Raw genomic sequence first — 26,578 nt, forward strand, 5'->3', positions numbered from 1 at the left:
ACCCGGGAAGGAAGGAAGATCCACGATCCGATCGGAATAGCACACTATCCCGCCGAGGTTTGCGAGACGGAAAGGACGAATGGAGAAACGGTTCTACCGACACTTCTGAAGCCTGGTTCGACTCCATGGCCCTTGTTGAGGCCGGCGAGTTATTGAGGACAGAAGTGGGCGGATATCCATAATGGCTCGGGGCGACAGCCTCAAATCGAAGCCGGATAGATTGGCGCAAACCGCTTCATCCCTTTGTCGATTCCTCTTGCAACGTGGGCGTGGTCCATAGATCGGTGTCAAAGCCTCCATCGTCACCAACAACCGCCGTGCTCCCGGTGGCCTGTTCGTGCTGCACGCCAGGGCGCTGCCCGACAACCCGTACGACGGTCACACCTTGCGCGACGTCATCGACCGCACCGAGACGCTCACCGGTTGTGCCATCGAGCGGGCTTATGTCGACAAGGGCTACCGCGGCCACAATGCCGCGCCCGAATACAAGTTCAGGGTGTTCACGTCAGGCCAAAAGCGGCGGGTAATCCCGCAGATCAAACGCGAGCTGCGCCGCCGCTCCGCCGTCGAGCCGGTCATCGGCCATCTCAAATCCGAACATCGGATGGGCCGGAACTATCTTTGGCACCGCGAAGGAGATGCCACCAATGCCGTCCTCTCCGCCGCCGGCTACAACTTCCGGCGCCTCCTCCGCTGGCTGCAGCTCTTGTTGCGCCAAATCCTCGTCCAGCTCATCCTCCGACTTCAGCTCGTTCCGAACTGAAGTTCAGGTTCTTCACGGACGACTCTTGAGTTCTTCGCAGAAAGCAAGTTTAGCGGGGCTTGGTGGCAGCATTCCGACGCACTGTTTCGAGAAGCTCTCGGAGCGACTGTGGACGGCGGCCCTAATTCTGATCTTGCACGAAGAATCCTTCGACTTGCACGTTCGGAAAGCCTGGTGGATCGAAAGCGGAGATTCTTGGAGACAACTAACCGATACATGCCTGACAAAAGCAGCTTTCGGGGAATGGGTGCACTTCGCTAATCGGCAGCGCTGGCACTAGCTGAGTGTGCGTGGTGGCCGTACGCTGCCGACCAATCCTGGTAGGTGCCCAGCATCCCTCGCACCGGTACAACTTGGCAAACCTACGGCGCAGGAATAACTCAGGAGGTCAAGGCTATGTACTTCCAGCTGTACCGGGACGCGCGTAATGAGTGGCGTTGGACGTTGTACTCGGTGAACGAACGCAAAATCGCCGATTCCGGCGAGGGCTATCACAACAAAGTTGATTGCCTTGGTGCCATTGAGCTTGTGAAGAGTACGGACGCCAGTACTCGCGTGCGGGAGTAACGCAGCGAGGATGATCTTAGAGAAAGCCGCCCACGTGCCCGCTAACGTTAGTCGCTTCGCGCTTTTCTTCGAACATATGCCAGCTGCGCGGCGGCGATCAGGGTGAGACTCCAGCGACAATCAAGGTGAGACTGCGCCGATGGGGACGGACCGAAGGGAGGGCGTAGCCCGACCGGAGGACCGTCGCCATCGGCGTCGCGCGTTTTTGGACCCGTCTGGCGGCTGGGCGGGGCTGGTGCAAGCTTTTGATTCGTCTCGACAAGAGGGAATCGATGCCTTGCCTGGCCTTCACATCACCGACCACCAGATGAGGCTGTACATGACCTACCGACTGACATTGTCCCCCGAAGCGGCCGCGGCCAAGGCGGGGTTCTCGAAAGCGAGTGCGTATCGGATTGAGGGCGATGCGCGCCCGCCATCGCAGAAGAAGGCGCCGAGGGGCCGGCGACGATCCGATCCACTCGCGCCCTATTGGGACGCCGAGATCGTTCCGATCCTGAAGGCTGCTCCCGGCATCCGCGTGATCGGTGTGCTGGACGAACTGCGCCGGCGGCATCGCGACCTCAAGCCCAACATCCGACGCACGCTGGAGCGGCGCATCAATGCGTGGCGGGCGCTCAACGGCCCGGAACAGGACGTGATCTTCCGCCAGGAGCACGAGCCTGGGCGGCTGGGTCTGTCCGACTTCACCGACGTGAGCGCGCTCGGCATTACCATCGTAGGTGAGCCACTCGATCACCGGCTCTATCACTTCCGGTTGGCGTTCTCCGGCTTCGAGCATGCCCATGTCGTGCTCGGGGGCGAAAGCTTCGTCGCCCTGGCCGAGGGCTTGCAGAACGCCCTGTGGGCGCTTGGCGACGTTCCACGGGAGCATCGCAGCGACAGCCTATCGGCGGCGTTCCGCAATCTGGCGGCTGACGCGCGTGAGGATCTGACACAGCGCTACGCTGCGCTGATGGGCCACTATGGCATGGCACCAACACGCAACAATGCGGGCATTGCACACGAGAACGGCTCGATCGAGAGTGCGCACGGCCATCTCAAGCGCGCACTGGAAGATGCGCTGTTGCTGCGGGGGACGCGCGACTTCGCCAGTCTCGATGCCTACCGGGCTTTTGTCGACGAGATTGTCGGCCGGCGCAACGCCAACCTCGCCAAGCCGATCGCGCTCGAGAAGGAGGCATTGGCGCCGCTGCCGAAAGGCCGCACGACCGACTTCGACGAGAAAGTGATCCCGGTGACGTCGTCAGGCGGCTTCATCCTGCGGCGCGTGTTCTACACCGTTCCTTCAAGGCTGATTGGCCATCGCCTGCGTGTGCGCATCTTCGACGACCGGCTCGAATGCTTCCTCGGCGTCACGCCGGTTGTGACGTTGCGGCGCGGTCGGCCTGTGTCGGAGAGCCAGGGCGGGCATGTCGTCGATTACCGGCACGTCATCCATGCCCTGCGGCGCAAGCCGATGGCGCTCCTCAACCTCGTCTATCGCGACCAGCTCTTCCCGCGCGCCGCTTACAGACGCCTATTCGAGACCTTGCGGGAGCACGGTGACGATCGGCGCGCCTGCAAGGTGACGGTCGAACTTCTAGCGCTGGCCCACGAGCGAGCCTGCGAAGCCGAGCTCGCCAAGGCGATCGCGATGGATCTGGACGCCGGACAGTTACCCGATCTTGCCGCGCTGCGCGACCGCTTCCGACCCGAGGCGGCCTCGATCCCGCGCGTCGCCGTCAAGCTGGCGCCGCTCGACGTCTACGATGAACTCGCCTCCGTCAGCGTCATGTCGGGCCGCTCGAACCTGGGAGAGGCAGCATGACCGGTATCGCCACCTCCGTCGATGCTGCTCGTGTCGAGTTGCTTCTCAATGAGCTCCGCCTGCCGGGCGTCAAGGCGATCTGGCCGAAGCTCGCCGCACAGTCGGACAAGGAAGGATGGCCTGCCGCCCGCTTCCTCGCCGCCCTTGCCGAGCACGAGGCATCCGATCGCACCCGCCGTCGGATCGAGCGACACATGGTGGAAGCGCGTTTGCCCGCCGGCAAGACGCTCGCCACCTTCGACTTCGAGAGCGTGCCGATGCTATCAAAGGCACAGGCCATGGCGCTCGCCGCCGGCGACGCCTGGTTGAAGGCCGGCGCCAATTTGCTCTTGTTCGGTCCACCGGGCGGCGGCAAGACCCATCTCGGCGCGGCGATCGGCCTGGCCCTCGTCGAGAACGGTTGGCGCGTTCTCTTCGCGCGCACCACTGATCTGGTGCAACGGCTGCAGGTCGCGCGGCGCGAGCTGGCGCTGGAGTCCGCGATCGCCAAACTCGATCGCTATGACCTCCTGATCCTCGACGACATCACATATGTGAGCAAGGATCAGGCGGAAACCAGTGTGTTGTTCGAGTTGATCGCCGCCCGCTACGAACGACGCTCGCTGCTGATCACGGCCAATCAGCCATTTGGCGAATGGGGGCGTATCTTCCCGGACCAAGCAATGACGTTGGCTGCCATCGATCGTTTGGTCCACCACGCCACAATCCTCGAGATGAACGTCGAAAGTTACCGTCGAAAAGTTGCCCTCGATCGCAAGCGCGGTCCAGGCCGGCCGCCTGTTCACACTACCCCCAACGAACTCGACAAGACTGCGATTGACGCTGGCAGCGCCGCTTGATTGTCGCGCAGCGTCAATCAACGCTTGCCAAGCCGGCGGCCAGCGTCAATTATCTCCTGACTCGGCCGCCTCGTCGCGGCACGCTTAGCTTGATGCAATCAACTATTTAGCGTCGACAACAGTCTCGACGAAACTTTGAGCATCACTGTCCTTCAGCGGCCGGTACGTGGCCTTGACGTTTCAGCTTAGAAAATCCTCGATCCGTCGCCATAAAGCGCGCCAACATGGGGGCGATGAGTTTGGTAGGATCGACCACTTGCCCCCCCTGACGCGTAAGCGCTTCTGCATATGCAATGAGATCACGATGGACCGCCGCAGGGAGCTCCGTACTCACTTTGACGGGCTTGTCGTCTGGAAGCTCCCCTATTTTGAGTTTTGGCATGTTGTCACCCTCTATACAATGTAAGTATGAGGTCATGATTGACAAGAACACGAACCGGGAAGCCAGGTCTTACGTTAAGCGTGGGCTGGATGCTGAGACTGCGGCGAACCACCTGCTGCCCGGTCTGGTTTAGTGAGTCCGACGCTCCATGTCGCAATGCCTGGATGATTGCGCTGTCGTTGCTGTTGGTGTCCGAGCCGGCCCCCAGTTCGGTCCCGATCGCCAGAAACGTCGATAGTGCCGCAGCTTTGAACAGTTCGCCCCAGTGATTGTCCACTTGGTCTTCGAGGCCGGCATACCCAGCGGTGTCAGCGCCAGGCTGCCGTTCGAGAACGATGGAACGTCCATTCGGCATGATCAGCCGTGTCCAGACGAGCAGCACACGGGATTGGCCGAAAGTGACCTGGCTATCGTAGATACCGATCAGACGCGCCCCCTGAGGCACAAGCAGAAAGCGGCCGGTCGGCGTGTCAAAGACATTCTCGGTTACCTGCGCGGTGATTTGACCTGGAAGGTCCGATCGGACCCCGGTGATCAGCGCCCCAGGAATCACTGTTCCAGCCTGCACGATGTAGGGTGAAGCGGGCCTAGTGAGGCGGTCAGGGCTTACAGTGCGACGGTCCACCAAAGCGTTTACGAAGGCAAGCTTGCGGTCCTGACCGTTTTGCGCATATCCATCGTCGCCAGAGTTCGTTGCGTTGGGCAGCACGACGCGATCCCCTCCGACCGGCGCAGCGGCGGACGGACGCATCTCTCGCCCATTAGTCGAAGCGAACAGATGACTGATGCGGGCTGCTTCGGTCTCTTGATCCTGGCGCTGTTTGTCGGGGTCAGAGCCACTCGTCGGCGACAAACCTTGAGCGGCAAGGATCGGTCGACCCATGTCGCCGGGAAGCGGCGGACCTAGCTGCGGAACTGCCTGGCGCGGAATGCCGGCGTAGTCCTTCGGCAGTGTCGTAATGCCATCGGCAACATTGTGGTGGTCGGTACTGTAGAGCTCGTCGGCCGCCTGATTACGGGAGCGATTGTTTTGCAAGGACCACAGCACTGCACCTCCGATGACGAGCAGGGCAACCGCGCTCCCGCCCGCCAGTATCTTCCGCGACAACCTCGTGACGGGCGGATGCTCTGCTCTCAAGCGAAAGCTCCTAGACTGCTCCTCTTGTGTTTGCGGCGGCGCGACTTGGGGCTGGTCGTTCTCGTTCGGCGCAATCATGACGACGGCCTCCCGTCTGTCCTGACAATCCTGACCTTCCGTTGGTGCTCACCGCCGAGCCGGAGTTCGGCAGCAGCAAACAGCCGATCCACGATCAACACGTTGCCGTAGGCGCGGTAGTTGACGAGCTCGGTCTTGCCATCCGGGCCAATGACAAAGAGCGGAGGCATCTCGCCTTGCACAATGCCCTGCGGGAATTCGACATAGACCTTGCGGCCATCATCATATGCGGCGAGCGGCCGCCAAGGAGGATTATCCCCTTCGATGGCGTAGCGGGAGATGCGTTGCGCCGGATCAGGCAGAACGGGTTTCAGAGCGACTGAACGCGACCGTTCGCGTGGCGTTTCAGGATAGTACCAGGCAACGGATGGCATGTATGGCCGCTCGCGAGAGCGGAGCTCAATCAGGTAGGTGCGCCGGTCAGTATTGACCACCAGATTAGTCTCGATCGAAGCTCGAGTCGGCTTGACCAGAATATGGACGCGCCGTGTGTCGCCGCTCCCGCTTTCGGTATCGCCCACGACCCACCGTATGGTATCTCCGGCCGCGATCGGCCCTGCCCCCGTTAGCTGCTCTCCTTCCTCTAGCGCGATATCCGTGATCTGCCCCGGCGCAGCGTAAATCTGATACAGCGCTCCGGGACTATAGGTGTAGATTTGCGCCGCGTTGAAATACCCCCGCTTGCGCGGTTCGACTCGGGCTGCGCTGTTTGCGGTCTCAACCCGGCTCACGGGTTCAGCGTCTTCCTTCCCTCCCGACTTGCCGCCAAGAGCCGGATTCCAGAGCGGTGGAACGTGCAGCGGTCGCGACCTGTCGTCGAGAATTGCTGGAGCCGGCGGCAGCGGCGGGACCTCCGCGTCGTAGCTGATCTCCGGCGGAATGTAGGTCGCGCACCCGCCGAGCGCGAAGGAAGCAAGCAGGAGAGCAAACAAGACTGCTCGCTTCGCGGTCGAAAATTCGGGCGGAGTCGGACTGATCCTGCTGTACGGTACCGGATGCTTCGAATGAACGTCAGACGGCGTCTTGGTCACTGACTCAACTCCTTTGACCAGTTGATGGCGCGAACGTAGACGCCAAGGGGATTCTTGCGCAGACGTTCGGCATCGCGCGGTGTCTCGATCACGATCGCGATAATTGCAGTCCAGCGCTCGGTCGAGCTCAACGAGCCGTTTTCGTAGACGCGCTGGGTCCACGCGACGCGAAAGCTTTCCGACGAGGCGCGAATGACGCTCGAGACCTCGACGGAGATCTGCGCCTTCCCCAACTTGGCAAAGGGATCGTTGTTACGCGCATAGTCGTTGAGCGCGGCCGCGCCGCGATCTGTCGTGAAATCATAGGCCCGCAGCCAGTTCTGGCGTAGGACAATCCCGTCCGCAGGAAGGCCCCTGACGTCTTCAATAAACCGAGCCAGATGGTAGGCGATCTGAGCGTCAGTGGGCTGATAGTCGAAGTTGGCGGGCGCAACCCTCTGGGCTTGGCCGAGGTGATCGACCTCGACCACCCAGGGAGTGACTGATCCTTGGTTCGATTGCCAAACAAGTCCGCCTGCAAGCCCCGTAGACAGCAACAGGCAGCCAAACGCCATCAGGCGCCAGTTCTTGGCTTGCACGCGCGCCGATCCAATGCGTTCATCCCAAACCTGAGCTGCCTTTTGGTAAGGCGTAGTCGGCTCAGGCATTCGCCCATAGTGAACTGACGGTCGTTTAAACATCGATATTTGCCCCTGGAATCAACTGATCGGTTTCAAGCCGTGCGCTGTCCGGGTTTTGAGGCGCTGCCGCGCGGCGTATGGTGAAAGTGCTTTCGTCTATGTGTCAGCGCTCTCCATCGGACAAATCGACGGAGGAACCGCTGCCACCGTGATCGCCGGAGCGGACCGCGTGGCCAGCCGCCGATGCACCGTGCCGAATGGCCTCGGCGCGTTTCATGCGTCGCGCCCAATTGGGTTGCCCTTCGGCCGAGGTGCTAGCGGCCTGCTCGCCTGCATGCCCACCTCCGCCGAGCGCAGCCGCTGCGCGGCGCAAAGGGCTCATGGCGGCCGAGCCACCGGCCTCCGCGACGCCAGCAAGGCCTCCGGTTCGGTAGGCGGCGGATACTCCACTAAAGACCGCGCCGCCACCGCGCGCGGCGCCTGCAATGGCACCGCCGGCGAGACCAGCACCACCGGCGGCAAGTCCCGCGCCGGCAGCCATAACTCCGCCAGCGGCAAGTCCGGTACCGACAGCCGCACCGGCGCCGAGTTGTGGTCCGCCGGACACCAGGCCGTTTGCGATTCCAGGACCGAAGATACCGAGGCCCAGCAAAGAGAGCGCCGCAAGCACCAATGTCATGGCGTCTTCGATCGTTGGCTGCCCGCCAGCAAAGCCGGAGGTGAACTGCGAGAACAGGGTCGAGCCGATACCAACGATCACAGCCAGGACCAGGACTTTGATTCCCGAGGATATGACATTGCCCAGAACCCGCTCTGCCGCGAAAGCGGTCTTGCCAAACAAGCCAAAGGGAATGAGGACGAAGCCGGCCAGCGTCGTGAGCTTGAACTCGATCAGGGTGACGAAGAGCTGGATCGCCAGGATGAAGAAGGCGAGCAGCACCACGAGCCAGGCGAACAGGAGAACGAGGATCTGAACGAAATTCTCGAAGAAACTGATGTAGCCCATCAGGTTCGAGATCGAGTCGAGCAACGGCCGGCCGGCATCAAGTCCGACCTGAGCGATCTTTCCCGGTCGCAGGAAATCAGATGCGGAGAGGCTTGCGCCGGATGCCTTCAGTCCAAGACCGGCAAAGCTTTCGAAGACGATGCGAGCAAGGCTATTCCAATTGCCAATGAGATAGGCAAAGACGCCGACGAAGAGCGTCTTCTTGACAAGGCGCGCGATGATGTCCTCATCCGTTCCCCAACTCCAGAACAACGCGGCGAGCGTGATGTCGATCGCGGCAAGGGTCGTTGCGAGATATCCGACGTCACTCCCGAGCAGCCCGAAGCCGTTATCGATATAACGGGTGAACGTCTCCAGGAACTGGTCGATGATCCCCGCACCAGTCATGGCTTGATCGCCTCAGGTTTCGGATATCCTTGCGGGATCCGGCTTTGATCCTTTGGGACCGACACTAGGCCTGCGGCCGCTTCATCGTGGCCTGCGACACCATCTTTCCTGCCAAAGAAGCGGCGGCGGCTTTCGGCCCAAAGCTGCTTGCAATGCTGATAATCTGCCGCTTCCTCCGACGTGATGCTGCGGCAGCGCATGAGCTCAGCGCTGGTTGCGCCCGTCGTGTACTCCGCCTTCTGTGGCGCGGGGTCGTTCCCACCACGAAGCTGAATTGTGCAGGCGGTAACGACCAAGACGCCGATGGTCGAGAGCAGCGACAGCGCCTTGAATGCCCTTACGTCGGTCATCAGTGGAACATCCGCACGTCTTGGGATTGATAGCCTTGTCCCGGCGTCAAAAACCGCCGGAGCTGTTCCCGCCCCTGATCCTGGGCGGATGCGCGCTGCGCCGCTTCAAGGCTCTGCGCCCTGCCCTGGGCCGCCACGGCAGCCGTGAGATCGGCGAGTTGCTGGGCCTGGAGCGCGAGAATTTGATTGCCGGCTTGCGTCGCCTGAAGGGCGCCACTGGCACCTTGGCTTGATGTCACCAATGCGGACGTCTGGATGCGGTTGGTGTCGAGGTTGCCGACGACGCCTGCTTGGACGCGGAGCGCGTCCTGCAATGCGGCGACTGAGTTCTGCCATCTCGACTGCGCGTTTATGACCAACGCCTGGTTGGACTGGCTGCTGGCAGCTGGCGCATAGCTAGTCGAGAAGGCGCGATCGATCTGCTGGACGTCGTAGGCGATCCGCTGAGCCTGGGCCAACAGCAGCTGGGTCCGCTGAATAGATGATTGCAATTGCTGCAGCGACGAGTACGGCAGGTTTGCCAGATTCTTGGCCTGATTGATCAGCATCTGCGCCTCGTTCTGTAACGAGGTGATCTGATTGTTGATCTGCTGGAGCTCTCGGGCCGCGGTGAGGACGTTCTGAACGTAGTTATTTGGATCGAAGACAATGAGCGCCCGTGCGGGCACCGTGACGACAAGCGTCAGAGCAACGGTACCAGCCGTCAGCAACAGACCAAGACGCCTCATAGCGATTTCTCCAGATTGACGAGGTTGGGGATCAGGTCAGTGGCCCAGGCGATGCCGCGGTGCTGAAGCCATGCCGGCACGAACCCCTCAGGCCCATGTTCGGCGAGCAGCCGCGCGATGGCGACCTGGTCCGTCTTGGAGGAGGCTGCCGCAAAGGCGAGCGCGACCTCGCCAAGGCCGAGTTCGAACATCCGGTTGCCGCGACGGGACTGGCAGTAATAGTCGCGCTTGGGCGTTGCCCGGCTCAGAAGCTCAATCTGGCGGTCATTGAGGCCGAAGCGACGGTAGATGGCCGTGATCTGCGGTTCGATCGCTCGTTCGTTCGGCAGCAACAAACGTGTCGGGCAGCTTTCGATGATCGCCGGCGCGATCGCAGAGCCATCGATGTCAGAAAGCGACTGGGTGGCGAAAATAACCGATGCGTTCTTCTTCCGAAGCGTCTTCAGCCACTCCCGGAGCTGGCCGGCAAAATCCTCGTCGTCGAGGGCAAGCCAGCCTTCATCGACAATAAGAAGAGTCGGTCGGCCGTCGAGACGGTCGCCGATCCGATGAAAGAGGTAAGCCAGCACGGCCGGTGCCGCGCTCGTTCCGATCAACCCTTCGGTCTCAAATGCCTGGACCGAGGCCTCACCGAGCCGCTCGAATTCGGCATCGAGCAGGCGCCCAGTGGCGCCACCCAAGCAGTAAGGTTGCAAGGCACGTTTCAGGGAGTTCGATTGCAGGAGGACCGATAGGCCGGTCAGCGTCCGTTCCTGCCTCGGCGCCGATGCGAGAGACGTCAGCGCCGACCACAGATGATCCTTGACCTCCGGGGTGATCTCGACCTTTTCCCGCGCCAGGATCGCTCCGATCCATTCCGTGGCCCATCCGCGCTCGGAAGGGTCGTCGATCCAGGCCAGCGGCTGCAATGCAACGGATTGGTCGTCTCCGTCCGACAACGCGCCGCCGAGATCGTGCCAATCACCGCCCATGGCGAGCGCGGCGGCCCGGATCGAGCCGCCGAAATCGAATGCAAACACCTGAGAGCTCGGGTAACGGCGAAACTGGAGCGCCATCAGGGCCAGCAGCACCGACTTTCCAGCGCCTGTCGGTCCCACCACCAGGGTATGACCGACGTCACCGACATGGAGCGAGAATCGGAATGGTGTTGATCCCTCGGTCTTGCCAAACAGGAGCGGCGGCCCCTTGAAGTGGAAATCCCTCGGCTCACCGGCCCATACGGCCGACATCGGGATCATGTGGGCGAGGTTGAGCGTCGAAACCGGCGGCTGACGCACATTGGCGTAGACGTGCCCGGGCAGACTGCCGAGCCAGGCTTCGACGGCGTTCACCGTCTCGATCATGCAGGTGAAATCGCGCCCCTGAATGACCTTCTCGACCAGACGGAGCTTTTCATCCGCAGCATTGGGATCGCGGTCCCACACTGTGATAGTCGCCGTAACAAAGGCTTGTCCGATCTGATCCGACCCCAGTTCCTGCAGTGCCGCGTCGGCATCAAGCGCCTTGTTGTGAGCGTCGGTATCGAGAAGCGTCGACGCCTCGTTGGTCATGACCTCCTTGAGAATGGCGCCGATGGACTTTCTCTTGGCGAACCACTGCCGACGAATTTTGGTCAGCAACTTGGTGGCATCGATCTTGTCGAGCATGATCGCCCGAGTCGACCAGCGATAGGAGAATGCCAGGCGATTCAAGTCGTCCAGAATTCCCGGCGTCGTCGCGCCGGGAAAGCCGACTATCGTGAGAACACGCAGGTTCGCTGAACCCAACATCGGCTCGAGCCCGCCGGTCAACGGCTGGTCGGCCAACAATGCATCGATGTACATGGGAATTTCGGGCACACGGACGCGATGACGCTTGGTCGAAATCGTCGAGTGCAGGTAGGTCAGCGTGTCCTGATCATCTAGCCAGGCGCGTTCGGGCATGAATCCTTCAACAAGCTGCAGCACGCGGTTGGTTTGATCGATGAACCCACGGAGCACCTCGCGCGCATCGGCTCCGACGGTGCGATCGCGACCCTCATAGAGTAGTCGCTCTGCCCTCGCGGCCCCCTCCTCCGGGGGCAGATATAGGAAGGTCAGGAAATAGCTGGACTCATAGTGGGCACCAGCCTCTTCGAACTGAGCCCTACGTTCCGCGTCAACCAGCGCGGACGCGACGTCCGGAAAGGTGCTCGGCGGGTATGCCCCCGCAAAATGACGCTGCGCCTCGACGAAGACGGCCCAGCCGGATCCCAGTCGACGCAGGGCGTTGTTCAGACGGCCGGCGACGGCGACGAGTTCGGCCGGTACCGCGCTATCGAGGTCAGGTCCTCGGAACTTTGCCGTCCGTTGGAATGAACCGTCCTTGTTGAGGATGATTCCCTCGTCGACCAGAGCTGCCCAAGGCAGGAAGTCGGCGAGACGCGCGTTGGAATGGCGATATTCGGCAAGGTTCATCATGATCGAGAGCTCAAGCGTCGAGATGACCGGGAATCCGCAGATGTCGGCGCACGACATCGACGAAGGCGGGGTCGCGCTTGGCGGCCCAGACGGCGGCCATGTGGCCGACGAACCAGAGGACGAGACCCGCGATCCAGAGCCGCAGTCCAAGGCCCAAGGCTGCCGCAAGCGTGCCGTTGACAATCGCGACCGACCGCGGCGCGCCGCCCATCAGGATTGGCTCAGTGAGCGCGCGGTGAACGGGTACGACAAAGCCTGCGACCTGATCTTCCATCAGATCACCAGGCCGCCGCCGAAGGAGAAGAACGACAGGAAGAAGCTCGAGGCCGCGAACGCGATCGACAGACCGAACACGATCTGGATCAGCCTGCGGAAACCACCTGACGAGTCCCCGAAGGCCAGCGTGAGCCCGGTCACGACGATGATGATGACGGCGATGATTTTGGCGACCGGCCCCTCCACCGACTGCAGAATCTGATTGAGCGGCTGCTCCCACGGCATGTTTGAGCCAGCCGCCCACGCCGGAGCCGTCGTCAAAAGCACTATGCCGGACGCGGCGAGTGTTGCGGCCCGAAGAACTGGAAATTCCAAACGCATGTCAGTCTCCTGCTGGTGAAAGGCTGTAGTCGCCGGCAGCACCAAGCCCTCTGACGAGGGCGAGCTCGGCGAGGCGACGGTCAGCGCCGCGCCCCGCAAGTACGGCGACGAGGTTGATTGTCTCGGCGATCAGGGCGCGCGGAACCGTGATGACGGCTTCCTGGATGAGTTGCTCGAGCCGCCGCAGCGCACCGAGTGCGGTGCCGGCATGAATGGTCCCGATGCCGCCGGGATGGCCGGTGCCCCAAGCCTTGAGCAGATCGAGTGCTTCAGCGCCGCGGACCTCACCGATCGGAATGCGATCGGGACGCAATCGCAGTGACGAGCGAACGAGGTCCGAGAGCGTCGCCACGCCATCTTTGGTCCGCAACGCCACAAGATTTGGCGCTTTGCACTGAAGTTCGCGGGTATCCTCGATCAGCACGACGCGATCGGAGGTCTTTGCCACCTCGGCCAGGAGCGCATTCGTCAATGTGGTCTTGCCGGTCGATGTCCCACCGGCCACAAGAATGTTCTTCCGTCCGGCGACCGAGTTTTTCAGTATTTCGGCCTGCGCCGAGGTCATGATCGCCTTGGCGACGTAGTCGTCGAGCGTAAACACGGCGACCGCAGGCTTGCGGATAGCGAACGCCGGTGCAGCAACGACCGGAGGCAAGAGGCCCTCGAAGCGCTCGCCGGTCCCAGGCAGTTCGGCCGAAACGCGGGGCGAGCCAGCATGCACTTCCGCACGGACGTGGTGCGCTACCAGCCGAACAATGCGCTCACCATCCGCCGCGGATAGAGTTTCGCCGGTGTCAATCAGGCCATTCGACAACCGATCGATCCACAGTCGCCCATCTGGGTTGAGCATCACCTCGATGACCGCTTCATCTTCGAGGTAACCGGCGATCGCCGTGCCAAGCGCGCTACGCAGCATTCGCGCGCCGCGCGAATTCGTCTCCGATTGAAAGGAATGGATTGCCACCGTCGCCCCCACCGAATCAGGGCATCCAGGGCCCTCAGATGGGATGATTAGAAAAGGCACCAACGGACGTGGCGCAACAAGCGCTTTTGGTGATCGTAGAGCAGCGTAGAAAAAGAAAGTCCGAGAACCGGCAATTGAGACTACTCAATTGTCTCGGTTCGCCGCGAGTTGCTGTTCACCACTCCGCATCGTCATCCGCGGGCAGGAGAATCACCGAATCCTCATACAACCCAACTGACTCGGCAGCGTAGGAAACATCAGCCGGCTTGAGGAAAAGGACTGAGTTCATCCACGAAGCGATAGATCGGCCCCAGGGCAGCGCGTACCAGACCAGCGCCGCGATCTGCAGCGCTACGTTGAGACCGAACGCAACTTGATAGGCTTGGACGGTCCTATGGCCTTCATTCGTGGGCCATTGCTCCAGGATCAAGCCTGTCGCGTATTGTGCCAGAAAGGCCCAGCCAAAGTGCAGGACGTTCAAAGCGCCATTGGCACGACCGGCCAGTTCCGGCGGAAAGTAATCCGCTATCACCGCGAAGCTGACCACGGTTGCCGTTCCGAAAATTGCGACAATGGACCAGGGCAAGATGGACGGCAGAGGCGCTCGCAGGATCAGGACCACCTCGGCTGCGATAAACAGCATTGCAACCATCGCAAATATCGTCTCCGCCCCGATTCCAGCTCGTTTGATGTAGTGGACCATCATGCCGAACAACCAGGCACCGCCGCTCAATACGATGGACATGATGAAAAGCCGTCCGACCACGGCTGTGTGATCGAACCTCTCTACGTCCATTAGCCACGGCGACACCCACAATCCCTGCAGAGACCAGGCCGATCCAACGCAAGTCGCTGACAACGGAGCAATACGCCAGAAACGCCTGTCGCGGAAAACGGAGCTGAGGGTCGCGGGAATTGATACTGTTGATGGGATGATGACTCGTTCAGGCACCACGAGATAGATGAGGATGGCGGTAGCACCGGTAGCGACCGCCAGAATCTCAAAGAGCTGTCGCCAGCCCATCCAGGCGAGCAGATGCTCGGCAGGAGCCGTAGCGGTCACCGCTCCTAGCGATCCCAACATGATCATGTAGCCATTCAGCAAGGCAACTTGTTGCCTGGGGAACCAAAGGATGATGGACTTCAGTCCTGCCGTCAGCGCCGCCGCCACGCCAAGCCCGATCATTGCACGCGCGATCAACATCGACAGGAAACCGGTCGATACCGCGAACAGTCCGGCGCCGACTGCTGCGACCAGAAGCAGAACACTCTGAACGCGACGTGGACCGAAGCGGTCCAACAATATGCCGATGGGGATCTGAGCCGCCGCGAAGACCAAGAAATAGACTGACGTAAGCAGTCCAAGGTCGGCAGTCCCAAGCCCGGTATCGGAGCTGAGCTGGCCGGCGATCAAAGCGTTGATCGTTCGAAACAGATACGAAAGATAATGCCCCGCGGCAAAAGGAAGAAAAACGCGCGCGATCCGACGCCATGCTATTGAGATTTGCATGCTGGCCCTTCTTGCTCCTCAGCTCATTCGAGCCGATAGCGCGTCCAGCTTTTTGTCAGTTGGGCTAAATCTCTGCGGTCGTAGGCTGGCGTAGAATAAGGAGGGGCCGACGCGATATCGTATTGAGGACCCTCAGTCAGGTTTCGTCGGCCGGTTCGTGACGGCGGATATCTTCCGGAATCTCGCGGAGGAAGCTTTGCCCCTTTTGCAGCCGGCGCCCGAGCGTTTCGACAAATCCCTCAAAGCGTTCCCTGCCCTTTATCTGTGCGGCCGCCTGCGAATCGTTGGGCAACGGTGGCGTGATCGTCAGCCAGAAACGAATGAAGAGGGCCAAAGTCTCGGCCGTCAAACCGACGTCGCGCTCCAGCCTCTGCATCTGACGCGACATCCGGTCCAGGCGGCGGGTAAACGCTGCCTCCCGTCTGTCCGCGCCATCAGGTGACAAAAATGAAACGACGGCCGCTTCCACGATCGCAGACCGGGAAAGTTTCTTGCGATCGGCCAGTTCCGAGATTTGCTTCAGGAGCTCCGGCGGGAAATACACATTCATCCGGTCGCGCATGTTGCGTCAGAGCTCCATACCGTCATTCGGGTCCATGGCGACCTGACGGGCGACGCCACGCATCTGTTGACGTAGTAGACGGGATTGACGGACGGCGTCCTCATCGTCATCAAGGACGACAGCAAACTCCTGTGCCGGCGTCGGTTCGGTCGTCTCCTTGACGATCGCAATGTGATCGGGGAGTTCAGGCTCACGACGGAGGCCGCTGTTCGCCGCGTCTTCCTCTCCTTGCCCCCTCTCGGTTGGAAGTGGCACCGGCCTCAGCGTTCCGGCCGTTGACCATCCGTCCGTTCGCGATGACCGACCGGATGTCGCCGGATCGGGCGGCGGCAAGACCCGCTCGCTAAACCGCCGATCCTCATAGTAGCGCACCTTCTTCCCCCGGATCGGCGGCGTGCCTGCCACCATCACGATTTCGTCCATCGGCGAAAGCTGCATGACTTCGCCAGGGGTCAGCAGCGGTCTTGCCGTCTCCTGCCGAGAGACCATGAGGTGGCCCAGCCAGGGGTTCAACCTGTGCCCGGCATAGTTTTTCATCGCGCGCATCTCCGTCGCCGTACCCAAGGCGTCGGACACGCGTTTGGCGGTTCGCTCGTCATTGGTCGCGAAGCTGACTCGGACGTGACAATTGTCGAGGATCGCATTGTTGGGCCCATAGGCCTTCTCGATCTGATTGAGCGATTGCGCGATCAGGAAACTTTTGATGCCGTACCCCGCCATGAAGGCGAGTGCGGACTCGAAGAAGTCGAGACGCCCCAGCGCCGGGAACTCGTCAAGCATCATCAGGACTCGATGTCGACGATCGCGGGCGTGCAAGTCCTCGGTCAGGCGCCGGCCGATCTGGTTCAACACCAGACGGATGAGGGGCTTGGTCCGCGAAATATCGGAGGGAGGCACCACCAGGTAGAGCGTCGTTGGGCGGCTATCTGCGATCAGATCCGCGATCCGCCAGTCGCATCGGCAGGTCACCTTGGCCACGACGGGATCGCGGTACAGCCCCAGGAAAGACATCGCCGTCGACAGGACGCCCGAACGTTCGTTCTCCGACTTGTTGAGCAGTTCGCGCGCGGTCGAGGCGACCACGGGATGAGCGCCCTGCTCGCCCAGGTGTGGGGTGGTCATCATCGCCTTCAGCGTCGCCTCGATGGGCCGCTTCGGGTCGGACAGGAAGGCGGCGACGCCGGCCAAAGTCTTGTCCGACTCGGCATAGAGGACGTGGAGGATGGCGCCGACCAGGAGCGAATGACTGGTCTTCTCCCAATGGTTCCGCTTGTCGAGCGAACCTTCAGGGTCAACCAGGACATCGGCGACATTCTGGACGTCGCGAACCTCCCATTCCCCACGCCGGACCTCAAGGAGCGGATTGTAGGCCGAAGACTTTGGGTTGGTCGGGTCGAATAGCAGGACGCGGCCATGTCGCGAGCGGAAGCCGGCGGTCAGTTGCCAGTTCTCACCCTTGATGTCGTGAACGATGGCCGATCCGGGCCAAGCCAGCAACGAAGGAACGACGAGGCCGACACCTTTGCCCGACCGGGTGGGCGCAAAACACAATACGTGCTCCGGTCCGTCATGGCGGAGGTAGTCATGGTCGAGCTTGCCGAGCACCACGCCATCCGGACCGAGAAGTCCGGCCACTCGAACCTCTTCCGCACCGGCCCAGCGCGCCGAGCCATAAGTCTCGACGTTCTTGGCTTCGCGCGCCCGCCGGACCGACATGCCGATCGCCACCGCGATCGAAACGAAGGTCCCCGACGCCGCGATGAAGGCTCCCTCAACAAAGACCTGAGGCGCATAGGCATCATAGACGAACCACCACCAGAAGAAGACCGGGGGGGGTAATAGACCTTGAAGCCCAAGAGTTCGAACCATGGCCGCCCAAGCTCCGGTTGATAGGCAAGCCGCCAGGCCGTCCATTCTGTTGCTCCCCAGATGGCGATCAAGACGATCAGGCCGACAACGATGACCTGTCCCCAGAGGATCTTGGTTCCCGACATCCCGAACGTCCTTCCGCAACTGAATTGGAAAGATTGCTAGAGCCCGAGGTCGCGCTTGCGGCCAAAGCCCCATTCGATGCCACCGCCGTCTTTCACGACGCCGCTGACGTGTTGCCCGAGCCTCTTTTCGAGATCGCGCGACCAGGGCACGAGCTGGAAGCCGAGCCCACTATCGATCATGGCGAAGCGTCCGGAGGTGAGCGTCAACCGCTGGCGATACGTGCCCGCCACATGCTCCCCGGAGGCGGCGTTCACGTGAGCCAGGCCGGTGTCGGCCGAGACTTTTGCCGCCACCTCGTCCAGTTCGCGCCGGCGCAACGTGTTCAGGAGGTCGCGCTGCAAGATGATGCGTGAGCCTTGCCGCCGCGCCAGGTCCTCCTGGATCAAATGCTCGGTACGGGCTTCCAGGGCCTCGCGAGTCTCGCGGCCGAAGCCTCCCATAGCGAGCGGCATGGGGTCTCGTTCAACAAGTCTGTGGTCGAGCCAGGTGGCCCCCTTTGCAGTGACCTGCGCACCGAGATCGAGATCGGAACGAGTCGCCAGCACCACGGTCGGCCGCGGGTCACTGGCTTGACCGAAGCGTCGGATTTCCACGATACCGCCGGCCGGTGGCGCCTGTTCGAACGCCTCGACCCCTCGGAAGCGCACGTGGTGCGCGCGTCCGTCTGTTCCGTCGATCAGAGCGTAGGCCTCGCCAGTCAGTTCGTCATGCAATCCGCGATCGACCAGCCGTCCGATGATCTGGGACGTCGGCTCTCCGCCTTCGATGACGAAGTCGGCAACGCCGCGCGCTTCCCCGCGCTCGGTAAAGGCGCGGTGCATGGTCTTGATGATGTCGCCGCGCATGCCGAGATCGCGCAAGCTACGCTCAGCGTCGAGCCCTACCATCCATTCCCCTGGTGCGACGGATGCGGCAAGGCCCATCTTCTCCAGGTGCTGAAGGCGGCCAACCATCAGGCGCCGAATCTCAGGATCGGACTTGCCGGGAACCTCTGGGCGCAGATCGATAAAGCCGGTCTCATCTGCCGCCAACCGGATCTCCCGGTCGAGCCGCGTCCATCGTTCCGCCGTAACTTCCTTCTCCAGCGAATTGCGGATCTCGTGCTCCGGCTTCGGACCGAGTTCGATGGCAACCAGTTCCTCGGCACGTGAGCGCAGGCCCTGGCTGATATAGTCGCGAGAGATCACGAGGTCCGCCCCTTCCTCGTCCACGCCCCGAACGAGAAGATGGACGTGTGGGTTGTCCGTGTTCCAGTGATCGACGGCTACCCAATCGAGCCGCGTGCCGAGATCGGATTCTATCTGCCTGGCGAGGTCGCGGGTGAAGGCTTTGAGGTCGGTCATCTCGCCAGCGTCCTCCGGCGAGATGATGAACCGGAAATGATGCCGGTCGTCCTCACACCGCTCCGCGAAAGCCGCGCTATCGGCGCCGTCGCTGCCGGCATCGAACATCTTGGCACGCTCACCATTCCGGGTCACACCGTCGCGCTTCAGATATGAGAGATGGGCCGTCAGCGGTGCTGAACGGAAGGCTCGCCCTTTGTGACGAACCACGCGCGCCTTCACCACAACGCGCCGCGTCGGGCTGAATAATCTGGCGCGACTAAAGGCGAGGCGGCCGCGGCCAAACGTGGAGCGCCCATAGGCCGCTGAACGCCTGCCGGATCTGGTCTGATCCGAGGTGTGTCCTGCTTTCTCCGCCGCCCGCAGCACCTGGTTGATGAAGCTCTTCGGCTTCGGCGCGCGGGTACTGCGGATACGCCCAGGCCGAATACGCAGATCGCTGTCGCCCACGCTCACGGCAGGGCCTCCCAACGATCAAACGCCCACACGGTGCCGAAGACCCCCTTGATTGCATTCATCAAAATGCAAGGCGCGGCACGCGCCCCGACCGATCGGCACGCCAGAACCCAAGCCATGCCAATGGCTTGCGGTTCGACCGGCGAGCCCCTTTTATCTAGCCGTCCTGCCGTCGTGGTGTAAGCGTCCGAATCCTGCACGACTTTCCGAGAGTGCGTTGTCGTTCCATATCGGGTTCCTTGCTGCATTGGAGGATCTCCGGTGGGTACGGAATATTTCAAGAACGAAGCGCGTCGCTCTTTTTGGTCGGTACAGGTTGAGGCGTGGCGGCGAAGCGGTCTCAGCAAGCGCAAATACTGTCGTCAGCATCGTCTCAGTGGCGGCACATTCGATCGCTGGCTGCGGCATCTGATTGACGCCGAAACGCTGAAAGTACGTGCGGAATTGCGTCGCGAGGAACGTCGGGAGCGGCTTCGCAAGAAGCGGAGTCCAGTGTCGAAGGACCAGCGCTGCAGAGCCGTCCAAGCGTTCTGGACAATGCACGTTGAAGCGATGAGGTGGTGCGGACTGAGCATGCAAGCCTATGCCCGGGCACATGGCATATCGCAGCACAGCCTGAAACGGTGGCGCGATCTGATCGACGCCAATGAGGTGGAAATCGACTGGCGGACGCAACTTCATCCGAGTGCCCGCCCACTAATAAGCACTAGTGTTAGCAGCGCTGCTAAGGGGTCTCGCGCAAGAAGCCGCTTGACAGATGCACCAGCCGTCGATCCGCCGAGCGACGAACGCGCCAACCGGCGTCGCTTCAGTGAGGAGGAAAAGCTCGCGATTGTGACCCAGTCCGAGCTCCCCGGTGCCACCGCTGCCGAGGTTTGCCGGCGCCACGGCATCGTCACCAGCATGTTGTTCCGGTGGCGGGTACAGTTCGGGTTCAGCAAGCGAGTGCCGGCGAAATTGGCGGCTGTGAGGGTCGCTGGCGCACAATCCGCAACGCTCGTCCTGAATGATCTGTTGCAGCCGCCTGACGGCATGACGGTTGTCGAATTGGACGATGGGCGTCGCGTCTTCGCACCGATCGGCAGTGACCCGGATGCAGTCCGTCGCCACGTCATTGAGCAGGAGACTGCCCGATGATGATCGTGCCGGCCATGGGATATACCGACATGCGGAAGGGCCTGGATGGCCTCGCCGCTCTCGTTCAGGAACACCTCAAGAAGGACCCATTCTCCGGCCACCTGTTTGCCTTCCGAGGCAAGAAGGCAAGCACGCTTAAGATCCTGTTCTGGGACGGCAACGGCCTTTGTCTGTTCAGCAAAAGGCTCGACCAAGGCGGCTTCATCTGGCCGAGAATGAGCGATCCGGGCGGCACGGTGACGCTGTCCCCGGCGCAGCTTGCCATGCTGATCGAAGGCATCGATTGGCGCACACCCGAGCGTCGATGGCGCCCGGTCATCGCGGGTTGAATCGCAAAAACACGCATAGAATATAGCGAAGTTGCTTCGTCGAATCAGCGTGTCCGAGTAGAATCGGTCATGCAGCTCGATCTCGACAATCTGCCGTCGGATACTGCGCTTCTGCATCGCCTGGTGCGCGACATTGCTTCGGTCATCACGCATCGGAACAGCGAGATCCAGCGTCTCCAGGCAATCATCAAACAGCTTCAGCGTGCACAATTTGGGCGTCGTTCCGAGCGTCTCGACGCCGATCAACTCGCCCTTGGACTGGAAGACCTGGACGTCGATCTGTCGGCTGTCGAGGCAGATCAAGCCTCGGTGGAGGCGTCTGCGCCGACGCAGAAACTGCGGCCGAAGCGCAAGCCACTGCCGGATCATCTGCCCCGCGAAGAGGTCGTGCTCAACGTCGATAGCGAGAAATGCGCGTGCTGCGGCGGCGCGCTGCATGCGATCGGTGAGAGTGTCAGCGAGATGCTGGACTGGGTACCAGCGCAGTTGCGCGTGGTGCGCGTCTGCCGCCCGAAATATGCCTGCCGCAGCTGCGGAACGATCACCCAGGCACCGGCGCCCGAACGACCGATCGCCGGCGGTTTGGCCACGCCAGCCATGCTCGCGCAGGTGCTGGTCAGCAAATACTGCGACCACACACCGCTCTATCGACAGGCGCAGATTTTTGCCCGCCATGGCGTCGAACTGGAGCGCTCGACATTGGCCGGATGGGTCGGCGGCGCGTGCTGGTGGTTTGCGGCCCTGCACGATCGGCTGTGCGAGCACATGTTCGCGTCGGATCACCTGTTTGCCGACGACACTCCAATCCCGGTGCTCGATCCTGGCCGCGGGCGCACCAAAACCGGACGGCTGTGGGTGTATGCCCGCGATCAACGGAGCTGGGCTGGGCCTGAGCCACCAGCTGCGGTTTATGTGTTCGCGCCCGACCGGAAAGCGGAGCGCCCGGCAGCGCATCTGACGCACTTTAGGGGCGTTCTGCACGTCGACGGTTACGCTGGATTCTAGCGGCTGACTGGCGCCGGAAACATCACTCTCGCCGCATGTTGGGCGCACACCAGGCGCAAGTTCTACGAGGTTGCGCAAGCCGAGGACACGCCCATCGCGCACGAGGCCCTGCGCCGCATCGCCAGCCTCTATGCCGTCGAAGCGCAGGTGCGTGGTCAATCGCCAGCGCATCGGCTGGCCACGCGGCGCGCACTCGCCAAGCCGATCATTGACAGCCTTCGCCTTTGGCTCGAGGTTCAGCTCCCGCAACTGCCCGGCCGCGGCAATCTCGCCGAAGCGATCCGGTACGCGCTGTCGCGCTGGGATGGATTGACCCGCTTCCTCCATGACGGCCGCATCGAACTCGACACGAACCCCGTCGAGCGGGCGATCCGACCTGTGGCGCTCGGCCGCAAGAACCATCTCTTTGCCGGTAGCGACGGCGGCGGGGAACGATGGGCAATCCTCTGTTCGCTGATCGAGACGTGCAAGCTCAATGACGTCGAGCCTTACGCATACCTGCGTGACGTGCTGCAGCGAATGGTCGACGGACATCCGATCAACCGTCTGGACGAACTGCTGCCGTGGACTTGGAACGCTCAGCATCCTGTCAAGGCCTGAGCTCATGTGCAGGATCCGGACGCATACGTCGTGGTCTCCCAGTCGCCGGATCCCGAAAGAGCCGTCGCGACTTGGCAGCCGGCTCGCGAAGCCCCCACTGCTTCCGAGCGCTTGCGATAGCGATCGTTACCCGAAGGGCCGAGACACCCGAAGGGTGGCTCGGTGAGGAGCGAAGCGACGAGTAGAGCGCGGGCCGAAGGCATCGCCCGTACGCCGTCAGCTTGCGAACCCGCACGCTTGGTCATTGCGATGCTCCTGAATCGATCGAGGCACGAACACGCCAATTGGCCGAGAGAACCATGTGCCCGTCCTGCCGTCGTGGTCTCCCGGTCGCCGAAAGAGCCGCCGCGACTTCGCAGCCAACTCGCGAAGCCCCCACTGCTTCCGAGCGCTTGCGATAGCGATCGTTACCCGAAGGGCCGAGGCACCCGAAGGGTGGCTCGGTGAGGAGCGAAGCGACGAGTAGAGCGCGGGCCGAAGGCATCGCCCATACGCCATCAATACGCGGCACCTTCTTGGTGAAGCACACGAAGGCTTGCGAACCCGCGCACTTGGTCATTGCGATACTCCCGCATCCGATCGAGGGACAAACACGCCAATAGGCCGGGGGACCATGGGCGAAACATCGGGCGCAGAGATTGCAGTCGTGACGCCGCCCGACGGCATGAGCGCCGGCAACCGAACGCGTGTTTTCATGAGACCGGATCGCGTGACGAATAGCGTTGCAGCTGCTGCTGACTGTCCGCTGGACGGCCATCTCGGCGGCAGTTCGATGGCAAGCAGACTTGCAAGTTTTGCGACGTATGCTCGCGTCTCATCTGGCAGAGAGCCGCCTGCAAGATGCTCTTCATAGCGAGAGGGTCCCGCGTTGTACGCGGCAAACACGCCAGGCGAGCCATACCGATCGAGCAGTTCGCGCAAATAGGCCGTACCGGCCAGAATGTTGTTATGCGGGTCGTAGGGGTCGTTCCCGAGATTGTAGCGCTCGCGAAGTTCCCCCCAAGTCGCCGGCATGATCTGCATCAGGCCCAATGCGCCTCTGGCCGACCTGGCGTGCACGTCTCCAGCGCTTTCGATGTTGATGACTGAACCAATCCAGTTCACCGGAACTGCAAAGCGCTCTGAAGCTTCGTCGACGAAAGCTGCGAATTGGTTCCTCGTTTTTGTGACCGTTCGAACCGCGGCCGCTCTGCTCTCGGCGACGGCGGCACCGTGCGGCACAGGGCAGATGAGCAGCAGCGAAGCGAGAACCCAAACACGCGCGCACAACTGGGCCAAGCATGCTGTCGTGCCGGCACCCGTCCAGGGCAATGCTTCTCCGCGCCGGGTATTCGGCCGCCCTGGACCGCCGCTGCGCGCGGCGGCCTCGCGGACGCTCATCGAGGTGGAGGAATGATCTCGCAATCGATCGAACGGAGGAATGGCGGTCTGAACACGTGGAACACGCACGATCACTCCTCCCACGTCCACACCGGCAGCGCACGGCCGATCACTGCCGACGCCGGCAAAAATCCAAAATATCGGCCATCAAGAGAGTCGTGAGACTGCCAGTTCATGAGAAAGAGCTCGCCGTCTCCGACCACGCGGCAGCCCTGCCACTTCGGCAGCGGCCGGCCGCGTCTGTCGCGATCCCTCGCCTCGCCCACGGCGATGTCGTCGACCGAAATCGCGAGGCCGATTCTGCAAACACTCTGCCCCGGCAGGGCGAGCACGCGCTTGAGCATGGGGACGCCAATGGGCAAATAGCCGTTAAGATCGAGGAAGGTCGCGAGCAGGTCCGGTGGCTGCACGGCGACCAATTCAGTGACATGGAATTGTTCCGCCGGTCGCAAGCGATAGAGTCCGATCGGCACGCTCGCGGACGCATTCCAGATGTAGAGCGGAAGCGGCTCCAGGGCGATCGTCGCGACGAGCGCAGCAGCAGCCACAAAACTCGCGGCCAGCGTCTTCAGGCGTCCCGTCATCGCATTACCCTCTGACGGTGAAGCCAGGCCTGGTGGCGCGCTTTCGTATAGGGACGCGGGTTCTCGTTGACGGACAGACGGTTATGAACGTGATGCCAATGATCAGGCGCAACATCAGCGGGATCGATACCGAGGGCCTCGACGGCATCGACCATCTGCAGCACCCGTTCGACCTTCGGCCAACCAGACAGCCGCAGCAAGATCTGTCCGCCGGGCTTCACGTACGGTACAGTCGAGCAGCGCTGTCCCGGCGCGACCGCGCGCAAGATGTCGATCCGAGAAATGATTGTCCCAAGGTCGTTGGAGGTCCAACGGACGAAGGCAAAGATGCTGCCGGGCGCAAATGACAGGACACACCGGTGGCGATCGATCTTGCGTTCCTCGACAACGCGGCCGAACCGAATGCGGTTTTCGATACGCTTCTCGAGCCACAACACTTCCACTTCCGTGAGATCGCTCATGCGGCGGCTCCATGACGCTGGAGCTGGTAGCCGTAAGCTTGAGGCGCGGCGGAGAGTGTGCGTGGCCCGCAAGGGCGAGCTAGACTGACGGACCGGCGTTTCCGGGCGCCGCCAAGGCGGCTTTCCGCCTGGTCCGTTAGAAGAAATCCGAAGGATTTCTGGTTAGTAAAGTTAGAGCGGCCGGAAAGCGCGGAGAAACAAGCGCTTAAGTCCGATTCCGGTCCCCGATAGCACGAGGATCGGGTCCCCGATAGCACGAGGGTTGCGGTCCCCGATAGCACGAGCTGATTCACAGGTTGTCCTCCGAATTTGGAATGAGACCGCGCCGACCCGGGCGGGCCGTTAAGGGAGCAACAGGCGTTGGCGTGAAGTTCAGGCGGTCGATGCCGTTCGGGTCGCGCGTGAGCACGAGCTGATAGCCGGGCAATATCTGGCGCTGGACGATCTGGCGCACGTCGTAAGCAAAGTGCTTGAGCGGCGAGAGAATGCCGGACTTGGCATGGAGATGCACAAGGTCAAAGCTCCAGCCGCCGTCCTGACGACCGCCGTGCTTGCGCACGAGCCGGTAGAGCCACCGCTCAAGCCCGCCCGTCAGATCGAAATACGAGCGATCAATTGTCAGCACGAGCGCGTCATCGATCACGCCGGCATAGAACCAATCAGGCAGGATCAGTTCGAGCCCGAACGGGCGGCCGTTAGCATCGGCCGTCTCCTTCCACTCGTTGATCCAGGAGAAACGATGCCGCCGCCGTTCTGCCGGCTGACGGATCGACGTCAGCACGGTCGTTGACTGAAGTCTGTCCAGACCAGCCTTCAGGCGGTCATAGTCACGTGCGCTGGTGCCGCGGCCCACGAACGTCAAAATCTCGTAAGGCGTTGCAGCCATCAGGCGCGACGTCTTCAAGCCTGCGTCGCGGGCTTCGACGATCTGGGACGCGGCCCAAATCAAAACGTCTGCATCCCAGATGGTTGCCATGCCGTGTTCCGGCACGGCTTCGACACGAATTGCAATCGCACCGGCACGGAAATCGATCGGCACGATCCGCTTGGTCTTTGCGAGCGAGAAGAACGGATATGCCATCAGATCCTGCGCGTCGCGGGGCGCAAGGTCACCGGGCAGTGCCCGAAAGAGCTCAAGCTGATCGCGCTCGGAATGGACTTTGCGCCGCATGATCACAGTCCTTCCGTGGTGATCAGCGACGTTCCTGGCCGGCATAAGGGCGCAGCGCGGGATGCTTCTTGGCCGGCAGCACCGTTCCCTTGCCGGGGTCGGAGGTCGATGTCTTGGCGCCCCGGTCGGCCCATGCTTTCAGGTCATCGACGGCGTAGACAACACGTCCGCCGATCTTCCGATACGTCGGCCCGGTGCCGTACGTGCGGTGCTTCTCCAGCGTGCGGCCGGACAGGCCAAGATAGCGCGCCGCCTCAGGTGTACGCAGGAATCGCGGGGGAAGACCGGCCATCGGATCGGGCATTTGAGAACTCCAGGAGGACAGCGCACCACGCTTGGCTAGGCCG

General features: G+C 61.9%; 24 protein-coding genes and 3 pseudogenes. 7 read left to right on the forward strand and 20 right to left on the reverse strand.

The window, feature by feature from the left end:
• Positions 1-283: 283 nt before the first annotated feature.
• The 4 genes and pseudogenes from E4K64_RS32645 to istB form a co-directional block, all read left to right on the forward strand.
• Positions 284-763: pseudogene (locus tag E4K64_RS32645) on the forward strand (IS5/IS1182 family transposase); the annotation flags it as partial.
• A 396-nt stretch (positions 764-1,159) separates the two neighbouring features.
• Entirely contained in the window at positions 1,160-1,330 is a 171-nt protein-coding gene (locus E4K64_RS32650) for a YegP family protein (protein ID WP_126259291.1), read from the forward strand.
• 277 nt (positions 1,331-1,607) lie between these two features.
• Positions 1,608-3,140, forward strand: coding sequence for an IS21 family transposase (gene istA, locus E4K64_RS32655; protein WP_126259314.1), 1,533 nt, complete (start codon positions 1,608-1,610; stop codon positions 3,138-3,140).
• Positions 3,137-3,979 (forward strand): IS21-like element helper ATPase IstB, encoded by an 843-nt coding sequence (gene istB, locus E4K64_RS32660; RefSeq protein ID WP_126259290.1) that lies wholly within the window; start codon positions 3,137-3,139, stop codon positions 3,977-3,979. The genes istA and istB overlap by 4 nt, the downstream gene beginning before the upstream one ends.
• A 142-nt stretch (positions 3,980-4,121) precedes the next feature.
• Here istB and E4K64_RS32665 read toward each other — a convergent pair whose 3' ends face one another.
• From E4K64_RS32665 to E4K64_RS32735, 15 genes and pseudogenes are all read right to left on the reverse strand, one after another.
• Complete coding sequence (locus tag E4K64_RS32665) at positions 4,122-4,361, reverse strand: DUF2274 domain-containing protein (protein ID WP_126259289.1); 240 nt, start codon at positions 4,359-4,361, stop codon at positions 4,122-4,124.
• A 4-nt stretch (positions 4,362-4,365) separates the two neighbouring features.
• Entirely contained in the window at positions 4,366-5,577 is a 1,212-nt protein-coding gene (locus E4K64_RS32670) for a TraB/TrbI/VirB10 family type IV secretion system protein (RefSeq protein ID WP_126259288.1), read from the reverse strand.
• On the reverse strand, positions 5,574-6,608 hold the full coding sequence (trbG, locus tag E4K64_RS32675) for a P-type conjugative transfer protein TrbG (RefSeq protein WP_205680520.1): 1,035 nt from the start codon (positions 6,606-6,608) through the stop codon (positions 5,574-5,576). Before trbG ends, E4K64_RS32670 begins: the two co-directional genes overlap by 4 nt.
• Entirely contained in the window at positions 6,605-7,288 is a 684-nt protein-coding gene (trbF, locus tag E4K64_RS32680; protein ID WP_126259287.1) for a conjugal transfer protein TrbF, read from the reverse strand. The genes trbG and trbF overlap by 4 nt, the downstream gene beginning before the upstream one ends.
• 103 nt (positions 7,289-7,391) lie before the next feature.
• On the reverse strand, positions 7,392-8,621 hold the full coding sequence (gene trbL, locus E4K64_RS32685; protein WP_126259286.1) for a P-type conjugative transfer protein TrbL: 1,230 nt from the start codon (positions 8,619-8,621) through the stop codon (positions 7,392-7,394).
• Positions 8,618-8,971, reverse strand: coding sequence for a putative entry exclusion protein TrbK-alt (trbK-alt, locus tag E4K64_RS32690; protein ID WP_126259285.1), 354 nt, complete (start codon positions 8,969-8,971; stop codon positions 8,618-8,620). The genes trbL and trbK-alt overlap by 4 nt, the downstream gene beginning before the upstream one ends.
• Positions 8,971-9,699, reverse strand: a complete 729-nt coding sequence (gene trbJ / locus E4K64_RS32695; RefSeq protein WP_126259284.1) for a P-type conjugative transfer protein TrbJ — start codon at positions 9,697-9,699, stop codon at positions 8,971-8,973. The genes trbK-alt and trbJ overlap by 1 nt, the downstream gene beginning before the upstream one ends.
• Entirely contained in the window at positions 9,696-12,137 is a 2,442-nt protein-coding gene (gene trbE, locus E4K64_RS32700; protein WP_126259283.1) for a conjugal transfer protein TrbE, read from the reverse strand. The genes trbJ and trbE overlap by 4 nt, the downstream gene beginning before the upstream one ends.
• A 10-nt stretch (positions 12,138-12,147) precedes the next feature.
• Positions 12,148-12,411 (reverse strand): VirB3 family type IV secretion system protein, encoded by a 264-nt coding sequence (locus E4K64_RS32705; RefSeq protein ID WP_126259282.1) that lies wholly within the window; start codon positions 12,409-12,411, stop codon positions 12,148-12,150.
• Positions 12,411-12,734, reverse strand: coding sequence for a TrbC/VirB2 family type IV secretion system protein (locus E4K64_RS32710; RefSeq protein ID WP_126259281.1), 324 nt, complete (start codon positions 12,732-12,734; stop codon positions 12,411-12,413). The genes E4K64_RS32705 and E4K64_RS32710 overlap by 1 nt, the downstream gene beginning before the upstream one ends.
• A gap of 1 nt (position 12,735) precedes the next feature.
• Complete coding sequence (gene trbB, locus E4K64_RS32715; protein WP_135167081.1) at positions 12,736-13,650, reverse strand: P-type conjugative transfer ATPase TrbB; 915 nt, start codon at positions 13,648-13,650, stop codon at positions 12,736-12,738.
• A 223-nt stretch (positions 13,651-13,873) separates the two neighbouring features.
• Entirely contained in the window at positions 13,874-15,208 is a 1,335-nt protein-coding gene (locus E4K64_RS32720) for an MFS transporter (RefSeq protein ID WP_126259279.1), read from the reverse strand.
• A 136-nt stretch (positions 15,209-15,344) separates the two neighbouring features.
• Positions 15,345-15,770 carry a ribbon-helix-helix domain-containing protein gene (locus E4K64_RS32725; protein WP_126259278.1) on the reverse strand — a complete coding sequence of 142 codons (426 nt, stop codon included), beginning with the start codon at positions 15,768-15,770 and terminating at the stop codon, positions 15,345-15,347.
• A gap of 6 nt (positions 15,771-15,776) precedes the next feature.
• A pseudogene (locus E4K64_RS32730) lies at positions 15,777-17,764 on the reverse strand (conjugal transfer protein TraG).
• Positions 17,765-17,800: 36 nt separating this feature from the next.
• A complete protein-coding gene (locus E4K64_RS32735; RefSeq protein ID WP_126259277.1) occupies positions 17,801-19,564 on the reverse strand; it encodes a relaxase/mobilization nuclease domain-containing protein in 1,764 nt (587 codons plus the stop codon).
• Positions 19,565-19,825: 261 nt separating this feature from the next.
• On the opposite strand from E4K64_RS32735, the gene tnpA reads away from it, so the two are divergent.
• From tnpA to tnpC, 3 genes and pseudogenes are all read left to right on the forward strand, one after another.
• Positions 19,826-20,701, forward strand: a complete 876-nt coding sequence (gene tnpA, locus E4K64_RS32740; protein WP_126259276.1) for an IS66 family insertion sequence element accessory protein TnpA — start codon at positions 19,826-19,828, stop codon at positions 20,699-20,701.
• Complete coding sequence (gene tnpB, locus E4K64_RS32745; RefSeq protein ID WP_126259275.1) at positions 20,698-21,030, forward strand: IS66 family insertion sequence element accessory protein TnpB; 333 nt, start codon at positions 20,698-20,700, stop codon at positions 21,028-21,030. Before tnpA ends, tnpB begins: the two co-directional genes overlap by 4 nt.
• A gap of 69 nt (positions 21,031-21,099) precedes the next feature.
• Positions 21,100-22,635, forward strand: a pseudogene (gene tnpC, locus E4K64_RS32750) (IS66 family transposase).
• Between the two features lie 555 nt (positions 22,636-23,190).
• Here tnpC and E4K64_RS32755 read toward each other — a convergent pair.
• The 5 genes from E4K64_RS32755 to E4K64_RS32780 form a co-directional block, all read right to left on the reverse strand.
• Complete coding sequence (locus tag E4K64_RS32755; RefSeq protein ID WP_235884849.1) at positions 23,191-24,084, reverse strand: lytic transglycosylase domain-containing protein; 894 nt, start codon at positions 24,082-24,084, stop codon at positions 23,191-23,193.
• Positions 24,085-24,086: 2 nt separating this feature from the next.
• Complete coding sequence (locus E4K64_RS32760) at positions 24,087-24,599, reverse strand: S26 family signal peptidase (protein WP_126259274.1); 513 nt, start codon at positions 24,597-24,599, stop codon at positions 24,087-24,089.
• Positions 24,596-25,060 (reverse strand): DUF2840 domain-containing protein, encoded by a 465-nt coding sequence (locus E4K64_RS32765; RefSeq protein ID WP_126259273.1) that lies wholly within the window; start codon positions 25,058-25,060, stop codon positions 24,596-24,598. Before E4K64_RS32765 ends, E4K64_RS32760 begins: the two co-directional genes overlap by 4 nt.
• 289 nt (positions 25,061-25,349) lie before the next feature.
• A complete protein-coding gene (locus E4K64_RS32775) occupies positions 25,350-26,231 on the reverse strand; it encodes a replication initiator protein A (RefSeq protein ID WP_126259271.1) in 882 nt (293 codons plus the stop codon).
• A gap of 22 nt (positions 26,232-26,253) precedes the next feature.
• Positions 26,254-26,535: a helix-turn-helix transcriptional regulator gene (locus E4K64_RS32780; protein ID WP_008561544.1), complete on the reverse strand. Its 282-nt coding sequence runs from the start codon at positions 26,533-26,535 to the stop codon at positions 26,254-26,256.
• Between the last annotated feature and the right edge of the window lie 43 nt (positions 26,536-26,578).

Origin of the sequence: Bradyrhizobium frederickii (assembly GCF_004570865.1) — a bacterium.
Lineage (GTDB): Bacteria > Pseudomonadota > Alphaproteobacteria > Rhizobiales > Xanthobacteraceae > Bradyrhizobium > Bradyrhizobium frederickii.